Origin of the sequence: Streptococcus bovismuti (genome assembly GCF_042436615.2) — a bacterium.
Taxonomy (GTDB): domain Bacteria; phylum Bacillota; class Bacilli; order Lactobacillales; family Streptococcaceae; genus Streptococcus.
The window spans coordinates 47,467-61,491 of the sequence record NZ_JBHMFR020000001.1 but is presented as its reverse complement, the minus strand read 5'-3'; the positions used below and the strand labels follow the sequence as shown (position 1 = coordinate 61,491).

At 38.9% G+C, this 14,025-nt stretch carries 16 protein-coding genes; 9 read left to right on the top strand and 7 right to left on the bottom strand.

Annotation, left to right across the window (positions count from 1 at the left end; genetic code table 11):
• The first annotated feature begins 136 nt into the window (after positions 1–136).
• The 4 genes from ACERDH_RS00260 (at position 137) to ACERDH_RS00245 (ending at position 3,088) form a co-directional block, all read left to right on the top strand.
• On the top strand, positions 137–1,015 hold the full coding sequence (locus tag ACERDH_RS00260) for an N-acetylmuramoyl-L-alanine amidase family protein (RefSeq protein ID WP_374041735.1): 879 nt from the start codon (positions 137–139) through the stop codon (positions 1,013–1,015).
• Positions 1,016–1,048: 33 nt separating this feature from the next.
• A complete protein-coding gene (locus ACERDH_RS00255) occupies positions 1,049–1,513 on the top strand; it encodes a hypothetical protein (RefSeq protein ID WP_049547095.1) in 465 nt (154 codons plus the stop codon).
• Between the two features lie 4 nt (positions 1,514–1,517).
• A complete protein-coding gene (locus ACERDH_RS00250) occupies positions 1,518–2,567 on the top strand; it encodes a DUF6287 domain-containing protein (protein WP_386681071.1) in 1,050 nt (349 codons plus the stop codon).
• Positions 2,568–2,788: 221 nt separating this feature from the next.
• On the top strand, positions 2,789–3,088 hold the full coding sequence (locus ACERDH_RS00245; protein WP_000981526.1) for a YbaB/EbfC family nucleoid-associated protein: 300 nt from the start codon (positions 2,789–2,791) through the stop codon (positions 3,086–3,088).
• A 71-nt stretch (positions 3,089–3,159) separates the two neighbouring features.
• On the opposite strand, the gene ACERDH_RS00240 is transcribed toward ACERDH_RS00245, so the two are convergent.
• The 7 genes from ACERDH_RS00240 to glmU form a co-directional block, all read right to left on the bottom strand.
• Positions 3,160–4,923, bottom strand: coding sequence for a glycerophosphoryl diester phosphodiesterase membrane domain-containing protein (locus ACERDH_RS00240; protein WP_386680804.1), 1,764 nt, complete (start codon positions 4,921–4,923; stop codon positions 3,160–3,162).
• Between the two features lie 8 nt (positions 4,924–4,931).
• Complete coding sequence (locus ACERDH_RS00235; protein WP_386680801.1) at positions 4,932–5,522, bottom strand: 3'-5' exonuclease; 591 nt, start codon at positions 5,520–5,522, stop codon at positions 4,932–4,934.
• 252 nt (positions 5,523–5,774) lie between these two features.
• Positions 5,775–6,266: a chromosome segregation protein RocS gene (gene rocS / locus ACERDH_RS00230; protein ID WP_386680798.1), complete on the bottom strand. Its 492-nt coding sequence runs from the start codon at positions 6,264–6,266 to the stop codon at positions 5,775–5,777.
• Between the two features lie 76 nt (positions 6,267–6,342).
• Positions 6,343–7,035 carry a 5'-methylthioadenosine/adenosylhomocysteine nucleosidase gene (locus ACERDH_RS00225; protein ID WP_004256611.1) on the bottom strand — a complete coding sequence of 231 codons (693 nt, stop codon included), beginning with the start codon at positions 7,033–7,035 and terminating at the stop codon, positions 6,343–6,345.
• A gap of 16 nt (positions 7,036–7,051) precedes the next feature.
• Positions 7,052–7,363, bottom strand: coding sequence for a cell wall synthase accessory phosphoprotein MacP (gene macP, locus ACERDH_RS00220; RefSeq protein WP_000517861.1), 312 nt, complete (start codon positions 7,361–7,363; stop codon positions 7,052–7,054).
• A gap of 11 nt (positions 7,364–7,374) precedes the next feature.
• On the bottom strand, positions 7,375–7,920 hold the full coding sequence (locus ACERDH_RS00215; RefSeq protein WP_033688949.1) for an NUDIX hydrolase: 546 nt from the start codon (positions 7,918–7,920) through the stop codon (positions 7,375–7,377).
• Positions 7,921–7,929: 9 nt separating this feature from the next.
• Positions 7,930–9,309 carry a bifunctional UDP-N-acetylglucosamine diphosphorylase/glucosamine-1-phosphate N-acetyltransferase GlmU gene (gene glmU, locus ACERDH_RS00210; protein WP_386680791.1) on the bottom strand — a complete coding sequence of 460 codons (1,380 nt, stop codon included), beginning with the start codon at positions 9,307–9,309 and terminating at the stop codon, positions 7,930–7,932.
• 154 nt (positions 9,310–9,463) lie between these two features.
• Here glmU and ACERDH_RS00205 point away from each other — a divergent pair, with 154 nt between their 5' ends.
• The 5 genes from ACERDH_RS00205 to lysS all read left to right on the top strand — a co-directional run bounded on the left by ACERDH_RS00205 (position 9,464) and on the right by lysS (position 13,928).
• On the top strand, positions 9,464–10,264 hold the full coding sequence (locus ACERDH_RS00205; RefSeq protein WP_049547264.1) for a glycoside hydrolase family 25 protein: 801 nt from the start codon (positions 9,464–9,466) through the stop codon (positions 10,262–10,264).
• Positions 10,265–10,358: 94 nt separating this feature from the next.
• Positions 10,359–11,201, top strand: a complete 843-nt coding sequence (locus tag ACERDH_RS00200) for a DUF368 domain-containing protein (RefSeq protein WP_000954112.1) — start codon at positions 10,359–10,361, stop codon at positions 11,199–11,201.
• Complete coding sequence (locus ACERDH_RS00195; RefSeq protein WP_386680786.1) at positions 11,201–11,683, top strand: aminoacyl-tRNA deacylase; 483 nt, start codon at positions 11,201–11,203, stop codon at positions 11,681–11,683. Before ACERDH_RS00200 ends, ACERDH_RS00195 begins: the two co-directional genes overlap by 1 nt.
• The gene (locus tag ACERDH_RS00190) at positions 11,683–12,300 is read left to right on the top strand and encodes a histidine phosphatase family protein (RefSeq protein ID WP_261035452.1); all 618 of its coding nucleotides are present in this window, start codon (positions 11,683–11,685) and stop codon (positions 12,298–12,300) included. Before ACERDH_RS00195 ends, ACERDH_RS00190 begins: the two co-directional genes overlap by 1 nt.
• Positions 12,301–12,437: 137 nt before the next feature.
• Complete coding sequence (gene lysS / locus ACERDH_RS00185) at positions 12,438–13,928, top strand: lysine--tRNA ligase (RefSeq protein ID WP_386680782.1); 1,491 nt, start codon at positions 12,438–12,440, stop codon at positions 13,926–13,928.
• The last annotated feature ends 97 nt before the right edge of the window (positions 13,929–14,025 follow it).

Sequence of the window (14,025 nt, the reverse complement as noted above, 5' to 3'; positions counted from 1 at the left end):
TATTATTACACTTCAATTTTATCAAGTTTGTCCAAAAAAGTCTAGATTTTTGGACAAACTGATTACTTTACAACAAATAAAAATAGGGAGTATTAAATGAATGCACAAACAAACTAAAAAATTCACACTTGCAACTATATCAGCTCTATCACTTCTTGGCACTGGAGTCATCACAGCTAATCAAGTATCAGCTAGCGAGAATACGAGTACTGAAAAACAAATAGACGCAACAATTACAAAAGTTGAAATTGATTATTTTGGACTTAGCTTCGAAGGAAAACTTTCAGAGCCACTACCACACGGAGGTGATAAGGCTGCTAAGGGAAATATTACTTTGATTGATAAAGCGACCGGAAAAATTGTGTACCAAAGTCACGATGCTGTCATTTTTAGTGGTCTAACTAGAGATGTCAGTGATCAATTTTTGCAACCTTTATTTTATAGCAATCAATTTAAAGGTGATGTTTTTGTTTCAGAACAATTTCCAGATGGAACATATATTTTGGAGATGTCTGGAGAAGCTGGTTCGCCTTACGATGACTTAACTGATACAAGAAAACGTGTCTTTAAAGCTAGCAAAGAGGTTACAATCGGAAATCCTTCTACAAATTCAAATACTAACACAACAACTCAATCAGGTTCGAATTCTAATATCTCAGGTAGTTGGCTACAATCTGGGTCTCGCTGGTGGTATAAACATGCCGACGGCTCTTACAAAACTAATGGCTGGGAAAAAATCAATGGCGTTTGGTATCGCTTTGACTATTCTGGTTGGATGCAAACAGGATGGGTAAAAGACGGCAGCTGGTACTATCTTGACGGTTCAGGTGCTATGAAGACTGGTTGGCTAAAAAATAACGGTAACTGGTACTATCTTCAAGACTCAGGCGCTATGAAAACTGGCTGGATGAAGGTATCTGGTAAATGGTACTATGCTTATAGCTCTGGTGCACTAGCAATCAATACGACAACACCTGATGGCTACCGTGTCAATTACAACGGTGAGTGGGTCTAACATACAATAGAAATAGATTAAGGAGACAATTATATGAACAAAGTTATAAAAATTGAAGATGAAACAGTTTATGTTGGAAAAGGTGATAATGGCCAATTTACTGCAATTTCAAGAAAAAGTTTTGGTTTTGAACCACAAGTAGGTGATTACGTAGAATTTTATCAAAACGGTGATGAGTATATTGTTTCAAAAATAGATAACACATCTCCAGCTAGCTCTAGCCAACATTCAAATGGAGTGAGTGATAAATCTAAACTGGCCGCAGCCTTATTTGCCCTATTTTTAGGAGCACTTGGTGGATACGATTTTTACATCGGAAATTCCAAACAAGGATACAAGCGTATCGGCATAACTCTGCTAGCTATCATTCCTATTTTATTGCCATTTGTTTTACTAGCAAATGCAATTTGGAATATTATAATTACTATTCAAGTTTTAACGTCCAAAACTGGTAGCAAATGGCACCAAGATGCTCAAGGTTTAGAATTGCAAGATTAAACATATGAAAAAATTATTTCTATTCAGTGCCAGTATTTTAACTATCTCTCTTCTAACAGCTTGCCAACATCAGAGTGAAAACACTCCCTCAGCAAGTTCTGAAGTAACTACTTCTAGTAGCAGTTCATCTACTTCCACATCGGAAGAGAAGAAAACTGACTACACCCTATACAATACTGTCCTTAAAGAATATGCAAAAGTACTAGATGGTTCACCAGCTTCACATACAGAGGTCAATTCAAAAGCAAACTTAAAAAATACTTATCCTAACGAATATTCTGGATTACAGTATAGCTTGTATGATTTAGACCAAGACGGTACGGACGAACTTTTGATTGCTCTAAAAACGTATTCTAACTATTACGATTTATTAGATATTCGAACTCTTAAAAATGGTGAAGTTATTCGACTGACCAATGCAGAAAATAATCTGGACTTTATTGGAGAACGCGTTCATTTTAATCCTTTAGAAAACGGCTATTTCCAATTATCTACCCGAGTATCTACTAATCAAATCCAACTTAAACTATACAAGTTGAATCAGGATAGAACACAGTTAGAGTTAGTTAGCGAATCAGATACAGAAGAGGGACTGGGGACAAAACCACCTTCCCTTGACATAAGGTCTTTCTCTTGGAAATCTGTCACAAGTCTCATAAATGAAGAATCTTCCCTTCCTTCAGAAAAGAAAGGAATGGATATTTCTGCAATTCAAAATGGGGATTTTTCTAGTGTCTCAGGAACTTGGAGGAATCGTTCAGGTATTGAATTTACTTTCGACAAAAATGGTTTAGTAAGTGATAAGTCCAAAATTTCAATTGAACATGCTAAAGAAACCGACCGCTATCTTAAAGCAAGTTTACTTCCTAAAGCTGGTGGTGCTGGTGGTGCAGCTATTGCCTTTTTACCAGCAGGAATCCCTATAACCATGTCTGTCACCTCTTCTTCAGATAATGGCTATACTGACTCGTCTGATATTACACAAGACCGCTTATGGTTTGGACACCAACTTATCAATGGCCACACTGACGGATTTTTCTACAAAGTAGAATAGTGTTAGTAACCCCTTAGACTAGCTCATAAAATATCTGATAACATTTCATAAACACATATAGGATAAATATTCTTATGCTCTTAGAATATCTATCCTATATTTTTATTCCCTTTACATCCCTATTGATACTAAATGAATTCACTCAGAAAAAGATTAGACTTTTAACATCAAAATTGATAAAATAAGAAGGAAAATAAGATAAAAGGAAACTATAAATCACTATGATGAATATGCAAAACATGATGCGCCAAGCACAAAAACTTCAAAAACAAATGGAACAAAGCCAAGCTGAGCTTGCTGCTATGCAATTTGTTGGCAAATCTGCTCAAGACCTTGTTCAAGCGACCCTAACAGGTGACAAAAAAGTTGTCAGCATTGACTTTAATCCAGCTGTCGTTGACCCAGAAGACCTTGAAACTCTTTCTGATATGACCGTTCAAGCCATCAACTCTGCTCTTGAACAAATCGATGAAACTACCAAGAAAAAACTGGGTGCTTTCGCTGGAAAATTGCCATTCTAAGCATTAAAAAACAAGCATTCAAGAGAATACTTGCCTATCGTGGGAGGAACAACTGTTCCTCTTTTTGCTTACTAAAAATTAAAGAATTCCATGGCCTGTTTGAAAAGCAATTCAGTATACTCTGGGTCTTCTTGGGCAATGGTAACTTGAGCTTGAATCATTTCCAAGTCATCTGTTATCATGCCATCTGCTCCCAATTGAACTGATTTATCAAAGGACTCTGAACTATTAATAGTCCAAACGTACAATTTCTGATCGGTATTCCAAAGCTTGTTAACAAAATTTTCATCCAAAGTTGAATACTCCATAGTATAACCTGTAGCCTTGGTTCTTGGAAAAATACTATTATATGGCAGAATGAAATAGACTGGAATTTGAGAATCGTAGGCTAGCACCTGGTCAATCACATGATAATCCAAGGATTGCATTTGGTGACCATTTTGCTTGATGATACTTCCATATTTTTCCATAAACCGTTTCATCATATCTGAGCTATCTTTTCGACTCGTTTTAATTTCAATAAGGAGTTTTTGATGTAATTCATTGGCTTTATTGAGATAATCATCAAAACTAGACACCTTGCTATGATAACCATTTTCTGAAATATCAAGTTTGGTTAATTCTTCCAAAGTGAGATCCTGAGGATTGGCATTAACACCTGTCAAATTTTTGATATTGGCATCATGCATCATGATAAACTGGCCATCTTTTGTTTCCTGAACATCCGTCTCAACGAAGTCTGGAGATAACTGAGCGGTTTTTTCTAGTGATTGGACGGTATTTTGCACACCATTCTTATTAGATACTCCCCTGTGAGAGATAATCAAAGGTTTATTAGCAACCGGAGCTTCTAAATAAACATAACCCTCAAGAGCGAAAAAGATACCAGCACATCCCATCACTCCCCATCTCATCCAGTGGTCTTTCTTTCTCCTTGGTGTGATTTCTAATTCTTCTCCTGTTAAGAAGGAAACAAACTTAATGAGAAAGTAAGTCAAGGCCATATAGTGGAAATTCTTGATTAAAACAAAGTTGATAATTCCCAGCACAAGAGATTCCTTATGGGTCAAACCATCCATCAGTGCCTGACTTGCCAAGATTGGAATCAATAAAAGAATGAAAAATAGGTAGGTTTTGACGATAATCCAAAGCAAGTTCCAAATATAAAACCAGGAGTGCTTTCTTGTCTTCTCTAGACTGTATCTGACTGCTTCTTTGACTGTTTTCTTCTCAAATAAAAGCTGAGGTAGGGCAAACATGAAACGCACTGAAATGTAAAATAGAAGTAAAGCCAGAATAGTAACCACTATACCTACTAGCCAATACTTGTCTTCCACATAATCAACGATAAAGTCCGGAATGACAATTTTATTTAGGTAGTAAATCTTTAAAATCTTTCGAATCAATGGAAAGAGCATCATGACATAAAAGAAGATAAAGGCTATCTTGGAAAGTGTCGCTTGCTTTATAAACAAGAAACTTTGGCGAAAGACCTTACGACTGTACTCTAGCAAAGTTCTCTTTTCATGATAGAGGAGGTGCCGGGCTCCGATAAAGAGAAGTCCTATCTGGTAATAGGCGATTAATAAATTAACGATTACCAAAATAAATAAAGCAAGACTAATAAATGGCGAACCCTTTATAATGGCAAAAATATTGTTGTAGGATAGAAAGAGATAACCTGTCTGACGGAGCAAAAGTCCAGCAATCCAAGAATTTGACGGTAACCAGACAAACTCAATCATCATAAAAGTCAAGAAAAATAGAAAAAGTATTTTATCTAGATTAAAGTATATCTGCTTAAAACCTAGATTTTTAGGTTTTTCAGGTTTCATAGGCACTCCTAGTCAAATAATTGAGACAAGTCCAAGCCTCCAAAAGGATTATTCGAGAGGCTACTTTCTGCCCCTAACAATTCTCTAGCTTGGTCTGACTCTAGAAAGGACTCGTAAACACGCGCCGTCATACGAGCATCCTCTAAGCTATTATGAGACTGACCTTGAAATCCAAGAAATGAGGCAACAGTTTGCAATTTGAGATTGGCAATACCATGTAAATCCGAACTACGGCGTTCAAAAGCTTCATCATACAAGTCCACCTTATACTGCTGGCTGTAGTCTAAACCATGCTCCACTAAAATAGGCAAATCACTTTTAGCAGCATTGTAGCCAACCATAGGTAAAGAACCCACAAACTCTTGGAAATCTTTTATAACTTTCTCCACTGGAGGGGCATCTTTTAAGGTCTCAGCTGTAATTCCAGTCAAACCATTGATAAAACTTTTTAAGGGGACACTGGTATGAACATAGGAATCATAGGCATCGATTTCCTGACCATCTCTAAAACGTACTGCCGATACTTGAATCAAGTGTGTTTGCCCTTCATGCTGATTAAATTCTAAATCGAAAGCTATGTAATCTTCTAATCGTTCCATTCTATACCTCTCCTATACTGTTATTTTATACTCTTCGAAAATCAAATTCAAACCACGTCAACGTCGCCTTGCCGTAGATATATGTAACTGACTTCGTCAGTCTTATCTACAACCTCAAAGCAGTGCTTTGAGCAGCCTGCGGCTAGTTTCCTAGTTTGCTCTTTGATTTTCATTGAGTATTACTTGAGCAACTATACTATTTAGAAACAAAAGAAGCCATCAGGTTAGCATTTAACCTAAACAGCTCCTTGATTATCCTCCAAATAAACGAGCAAAAAAGCCTTTCTTAGTTGATTGGACTTCTTCTTTTGCTTGGTCCAGCTCTAGCTTGAGATTTTCTTGATCCTTCATAGCTTGAAGAGTCAATTGCTGCTGCTGATCGAGTTGTTTGTCTTTCTCAGCAATCTGACGGTCTTTGATACGCATCTGCTCGTCTTTTTCTGATAACTGACGATCCTTGGATTTTAATTGCTCATAGAGGCGGAGAATTTCTGCATTCTTCTCGTCCACTAGAATCTCCATCAGTTCACGTTGCTTGACATCTTCACTGACAGGCTCATCTTCAAAAATCGTTTTTTTATAGATTTCTTCTAGCTTAATCAAGCCACTTCTGGTAACGACTGTTACCCCTTTGTCATTTTTATCTGTGTCTTCTTCTGGTAATTCTTTGACACGGTTATTGATTGCTTGGCGAGATAATCCTAAGACCTCTGCAATCTCACTGACGGTCATTTCAATACTCATAATATCCTCTGAAACGTTTTCTAGCTTTTCTTTACTTAAATCTTATCATAAGCTAGAAAAACTGTCAAATTTCCGCTTAAGCTAAGGCCTTCAAAAAGGCTAACAAGACTTGAGCAGAGCGACGTCCAGCTTCGATAATAAACTCATCAAAAGAGATGTTTGCTTCATGGTTGGCATTATCACTCATAGCTCGGATGACTAAGACTGGAAGATTAAGAGCATGCGCTGCCTGAGCAATAGCTGCCCCCTCCATCTCAACAGCTAAAACTTCTGGGAAATGGGACTTAATCACTTCTATCTTATCATTTCCTGCAACAAAACTATCTCCTGTAGCAATCAAACCAAGATGCCAGTTCTGGTCCAATTGAGATAAACTCTCTTGAATTTTAGCAACAAAGGTTTTATCTGATTCGAAATAAAGTGGTTGTTGCGCCATTTGTCCATAAGCATAGCCAAAAGCTGTAACATCCACATCATGATAGGCTAATTTGTCAGCAATCACAACATCCCCAACAGCAATACCCTCTGCTACTGCCCCAGCTGATCCTGTGTTAATCAAAGCATCCACTTGAAAATGATCAGCCAAAATCGCCACACTCATAGCAGACATGACCTTACCAATTCCACTTTCTACAAGAACGACTTTATGAGAAGCAATGGTTCCTGTGTGATAGGTATTGCCTAAAACAACTTGCTCCTGGGCATTGTCTAAATGCTGGACCAGATAAGCCAGTTCTTCTGGCATAGCCGCAATAATTCCTATTTTCATTTCTATTCCTTTTCTATTACAAAAGTTTCATTGCTAAGACAAGCAAAATCAAGAGAAAGATGACTGCGAATAAGATTTTATTCAACTTAGAATTGAAGACATTTCTCTTGGTATTTTCAATGCGACGGCTTTTATGAATAGACGGTTCGACCTGAATCTTCAAGGTTTCCTGGCTAAAACCATGATCCTTAGGATTGGCATAACCAAAACGGGAAGAAGAGGTTGGTAAAATTTTTGTCTCCTCATCATCTAGCAAAGGAGGACCTGAAATCTTTTCGCCTCTATTAGCTCTTTCAATCATTTCATCCGTTAATAAAGGTTTACCCATACTGACCTCCTCTATTTTTTTTGCAATTCCCAATACTGAACAGCCATAATTGTCTTGGCATCGCAGATATGACCTGATTGGATCAATTCCTTGGCTTCTTCTAAGCTCACTTCAAGAACTTCCAAGGTCTCATCTTCATCCTGCGGACGCGGATTTTCCACTTTCGTCAAATCGCTTGCTAGGTATAGTTTTAATTTTTCATTACAAAAGCCAATGGCTGAATAAAAGTCATACAAAAGTTCTAATTTCCCTGTATAGGCTGTTTCTTCCTCTAATTCACGAAGGGCTGCTGCAACAGGGTCTGTATTTTCTCCTACTTCCAACTTTCCGGCTGGAATTTCGTAAGAGACTGCCTCGATAGCTTTACGGTACTGCTTGACCAAGATGAGTTTTTGCTCATCGGTTACGGCTAAAACGCAGACAGCTCCATTGTGGAAAATCAAATCACGTTGGGCAGTTCCCTTACCTTCTGGTAATTCAACCTGGTCTTGAACCAGTTTAAAAATTGGTCCTTGATAGATTTCTTTTCGACTAAGCGTTTTTTCTTCAAATTCCATGATAGGCTCCTACTGATTCTTAGGATGATGAGGAAGGCGAGTTGCATATTCGTCTTTATTGACCTGACGTCCACGACCAATAGCAATAGCATCCGCTGGAACGTCTTTGGTAATAGTTGAACCCGCACCAACGAGGGAATTGTCACCAAGTTCTACTGGCGCAATAATGGTTGAATTTGAACCAACAAAGACATTGTTTCCAATGACTGTCTTGTATTTGTTTTTGCCGTCATAGTTAACTGTAATGGTTCCAGCACCAAAGTTAACATGGCTACCCACTTCACAGTTTCCGATATAAGTCAAATGACCAGCCTTGGTATTCTCACCGATTGAAGAGCCTTTAACCTCAACAAAGTTCCCAATGTGGACTTGGGTAGCTAGGCTTGAACCTGGACGAATATGGGCATAAGGACCGACTGTCACACCGTCCGCAACACTACTTTCCTCAATCATAGAGTTGGTAATAACAGCTCCTGCTCCGATAGTGCTATCCACTACATAAGTACCGTTTGTCAAAACAGTCTCAGCACCAATTCTCGTTTGCCCCTTCAAGGTAACATTGGCTTCGATTTGAACTTCAGGAGCAATCTCAACATCAATATCGATATAAGTCGCTTCTGGGTTGACAAAGCTAACCCCATTGACCATGTGTTGATGATTGATGCGACGACGCATAACCGACTCAGCAGTCGCAAGAGCCACACGGTCGTTTACTCCAAGACTCTCATCAAAATCTTTCAAAGTATAAGCACCAACTTTTTCACCAGCTTCACGGAAAATGCCAATGACGTCTGTAATATAGTATTCACCTTGAGCATTGTTGGTATTGATATTTTTCAAAGCCTCAAACAAGCGTTCGTTGTCAAAGACATATGTTCCAGTGTTGATTTCCTTAATTTGCTTTTCAAAATCTGTAGCATCCTTTTGCTCAACAATGCGAAGAACCTCAGCATTGTCATTACGAACAATTCGTCCATAGCCAAATGGATTATCCGTTTCAGCAGTCAAGATAGTAGCCACATTTTTATGATTGACGTGAAAATCAATCAAGTTTTTCAAGCTTTCACCTGTGATCAAAGGAGTGTCTCCTGCGATAACCAAGGTGTGCCCTGACAAACCTTCTAAAATAGGCTCTGTCATCATAACTGCATGACCGGTACCTAACTGTTCAGATTGAGTTACAAATTCTGTCTGTCCAGCCAAGACTTCCTCAACCAATTCCGCCTTGTGTCCGACAACTGTGACTGTCTTTTCAGGTTGGATAGCTCCCACACTACGGAAAACATGTTCTAACATAGAAATACCCGCAACCTTGTGCAACACTTTTGGCAAATCAGATTTCATGCGAGTTCCTTTACCCGCTGCTAAAATAATGGCATAATTTGACATAATCTTCTCTTTTCTCTAGAAATTCCCTTTTATTATACCATATTTCAAATCATTCCGCGCTCTTGAATGAAAAAATGCTCTAAAGTCCTTTCTTAACTCATTTTTTAAGTATTTTTTTTGATTTTTTCTCATTTTTAAGGTAAAATTATGAGGTATGAGAAAGAAAATAAATCCGCTTATTATGTTTGGTTTTTTTGGGATTATGATTTTCATTTTAATCCTGAATCGCCCTCGTTTTGAGGACCATCCTGTAAAAACAAAGTCAAATATCGCGCAAGTAGAAACGCAAGCGCTACACAATATAGATAAACCGGTAATTGATGTTTCTGGTTGGCAGCGTCCTGAGGAAATCAATTACGATACTCTGTCCCAAAACATTTCTGGAGCTATTGTTCGCGTCCATAGTGGTGCTCAAACGTCCAAAGAGAACGATGCTTCCTATGTTAATGGTGTTGATAAGGCCTTTAAAACCCATATCACTGAGTTTCAAAAACGAAATGTCCCAGTTGCTGTCTATGCCTATGTAGCCGGAAAAAATGTCCAGGAGATGGAAAAAGCTGCTGAGGTATTCTATAACGCCTCTTCTCCATACAGTCCAAGTTACTATTGGCTAGACGTGGAAGAAAAAACCATGTCTAATATGAACGACGGTGTTGAAGCCTTCCGAGCAAAGCTTGAATCACTGGGTGCTAAAAATATCGGAATCTACGTTGGGGTCTACTTCATGGAAGAGCACAGTATTGATACAGATAAGTTTACGTCTGTTTGGATTCCTTCCTATGGTTCTGACTCAGGATTTTACGAAGCTACTCCTAAAACTGATTTAGATTACGACATTCACCAGTACACGTCTAAAGGAAAAATTGCTGGCTTTGACCACGATTTGGATATCAACGTTATCTCTGCCTTAAAGAACAAAGAAGAAACCTTTAGAAAACTCTTTTTAAAACCTTAAAAGCATTTGTTTATCATTTGCTTTTTATTTTTGTGTTTGATTGTGATACAATATAGTAAGGATTTTTTGAAATAGAAATAGTTGGAGGAAAAATATGCTCTCATGGTTAGCACGTGTTATTAAAGGGATTGTCATTGCTCTTGGATTTATCTTACCGGGAATTTCCGGAGGGGTTCTAGCAGCAATCTTAGGAATTTATGAACGAATGATTGGTTTTCTGGCTCATCCCTTTAAAGACTTTAAAGAAAATGTTTTGTACTTTATTCCAGTTGCCATCGGTATGCTTCTGGGAATCGGCTTATTTTCCTACCCGATTGAATACCTGCTTGAAAATTATCAGGTCTTTGTCTTATGGAGCTTTGCGGGTGCCATCATTGGTACAGTTCCTAGCCTTCTCAAAGAATCAACTCGAGAATCTGACCGAGACAAGATTGATTTGGCTTGGTTCTGGATAACCTTTATCATTTCTGGATTAGGACTCTATGCCTTAAATTTTGTCGTTGGAACCTTAAGTGCCAGCTTTCTTAATTTCGTCCTAGCTGGTGCACTGCTAGCTCTTGGCGTATTAGTTCCTGGCCTCAGTCCATCAAATCTACTTTTGATTTTGGGTCTCTATGCTCCTATGTTGACTGGTTTTAAAACATTTGACCTCTTGGGAACCTTCTTTCCGATTGGAATCGGAGCAGGCGCAACTCTCGTTATTTTTTCAAAATTGATGGATTATGCCTTAAACAACTACCACTCACGCGTCTATCATTTCATCATCGGAATCGTCTTATCAAGTACTCTTTTGATCTTGATTCCAAATGCAGGAAACGCTGAAAGTATCCAATACACTGGTATTTCTCTTGTTGGGTATGTCATCATCGCCTTCTTCTTTGCACTTGGAATCTGGCTTGGTATTTGGATGAGCCAATTGGAGGATAAGTATAAATAATGGCAAAAAAAGTTAAAATCAAAAAAACATTGGTAGAACAAATTCTGTCTAAAGCAGGTATCCCACATCAGGGGATTCAAATCAATGCCCTAGAAGGAGAACTTCCTCAAGGTTATGAACGAGATCAGATTTTCAAAACCTTGGCGCTTTTGGGAGATAAAACAGGACCGATTATCGGAATTGTCCCTATCACCCAACACTTGTCTGAAAAGAAACTAGCCAAAATTTCTGGCAATAAAAAAGTGAGCATGATTCCACAAAAGGACTTGGAAAAAACAACTGGTTACATTCATGGAGCCAATAATCCTGTCGGAATTCGTCAGAAACACAATTATCCCATTTTTATCGATAGGATTGCTCTAGACTTGGAACAAATGATTGTCTCTGCAGGCGAGGTCGGTCACAGCATTATCGTCGCACCACAAGACTTGGCTAGATTTGTAAAAGCTGACTTTGCAGATATCTTGGAGGACAGCAAGTAATGAAACTCTACTTTGTCCGCCACGGTCGTACTGTCTGGAACCAAGAAGGACGCTTTCAAGGTGCTAGTGGAGACTCTCCCCTTCTTCCTGAATCCATTGACACCCTAAAACGACTTGGCCAGTATCTCAAGGATATTCCTTTTGATTGGATTTATTCAAGTGATTTACCTCGAGCAGTCAAATCTGCCGAGATTATCCAAAGTCAACTCCAGACACCCTGTCCTTTAGAAAGTGTTTCTAATCTCCGTGAATGGCAGCTGGGGAAGTTAGAAGGTTTGAAAATCGCAACCTTGGAAGCTATTTACCCGCAACAAATCAAAGCTTTTCGATCTAATCTTGCTCAATTTGACACTCAAATGTTCGGAGCCGAATCCCTCTATAGCACAACACAACGGACCATCCGATTTATCAAATCATTAAAAGATAGTCCTGCTGAGCGTATTCTGATTGTCGGACACGGCGCCAATCTTACTGCCAGTCTTCGTACTCTTCTAGGATATAAAGAACCACTTCTTCGTAAAGATGGCGGTCTAGCAAATGCCAGCCTGACCATTCTAGAAACCCATGATTTTGAAACATTTACTCTCGATACTTGGAATAATACTTCCTATCAATAACAGAACTTGATTTTAGCGTCAAGTTCTTTTTAGTTTTGAAAGATTATCCGTGAATTTCTTGGTTATTTATGATAAAATGGGAGTATCGCAAAAAATGACTCATCGTATTCAATTTTGAGTAAAACTAGGAGGATCCCATGTCAACAGAACATATGGAAGAACTAAATGACCAGCAGATCGTTCGCCGTGAAAAAATGGCTGCGCTCCGTGAACAAGGAATCGATCCCTTTGGAAAACGTTTTGAACGTACTGCTAACTCTCAAGAATTAAAAGATAAATATGCTGACCTCGATAAAGAACAATTACACGATAAAAACGAAACAGCTACTATCGCAGGACGCTTGGTAACTAAACGTGGTAAAGGTAAAGTAGGTTTTGCCCACCTTCAAGACCGCGAAGGTCAAATCCAGATCTACGTTCGTAAGGATGCTGTCGGTGAAGAAAACTATGAAATCTTCAAAAAAGCAGACCTTGGTGACTTCCTTGGTGTCGAAGGTGAAGTGATGCGTACAGATATGGGAGAACTCTCTATCAAGGCTACTCACATCACACACTTGTCTAAGGCTCTTCGTCCTCTACCAGAGAAATTCCACGGTTTGACAGACGTTGAAACAATTTACCGTAAACGTTACCTTGACTTGATTTCTAACCGTGAAAGCTTCGAGCGTTTTGTCACTCGTTCAAAAATCATTTCTGAAATCCGTCGTTACCTTGATCAAAAAGGTTTCCTTGAAGTGGAAACACCTGTTCTTCACAATGAAGCTGGTGGTGCTGCTGCTCGTCCATTTATCACCCACCACAATGCCCAAAACATTGATATGGTGCTTCGTATCGCAACTGAGCTTCACTTGAAACGCCTTATCGTCGGTGGTATGGAACGCGTCTATGAAATTGGCCGTATCTTCCGTAACGAAGGAATGGACGCTACTCATAACCCTGAGTTCACTTCTATCGAAGTTTACCAAGCTTATGCAGACTTCCAAGACATCATGGACTTAACTGAAGGCATTATCCAACATGCTACTAAATCAGTTAAAGGCGATGGTCCAGTTAACTATCAAGGTACTGAAATCAAGATTAACGAGCCATTTAAACGTGTTCATATGGTGGATGCTATCAAAGAAATTACTGGTGTCGATTTCTGGCAAGACATGACTTTCGAGGAAGCCAAAGCTATCGCTGCTGAGAAGAAAGTTCCAGTTGAGAAACACTACACTGAAGTTGGTCACATTATCAATGCCTTCTTTGAAGAGTTTGTTGAAGAAACTTTGATCCAACCAACCTTTGTCTATGGACATCCAGTAGCTGTATCTCCACTTGCTAAGAAGAATCCTGAGGACGAACGCTTTACTGACCGTTTCGAGCTCTTCATCATGACTAAGGAGTACGGTAATGCCTTTACTGAGCTCAACGACCCAATCGATCAGCTTAGCCGTTTCGAAGCCCAAGCTAAAGCCAAAGAACTTGGTGATGATGAAGCGACAGGCATCGACTATGACTACATTGAAGCTCTTGAATACGGTATGCCACCAACAGGTGGTTTGGGAATTGGTATCGACCGTCTCTGCATGCTTCTCACTGATACAACTACTATCCGTGACGTATTGCTCTTCCCAACAATGAAATAATACTCTTATCCTCTGGTTCTTGCCAGAGGATATTTTCATATCCAAAAGAAATAGACTGAAGTTTTCACCTCAGTCTATTTTTCTATCGGACTTTAGA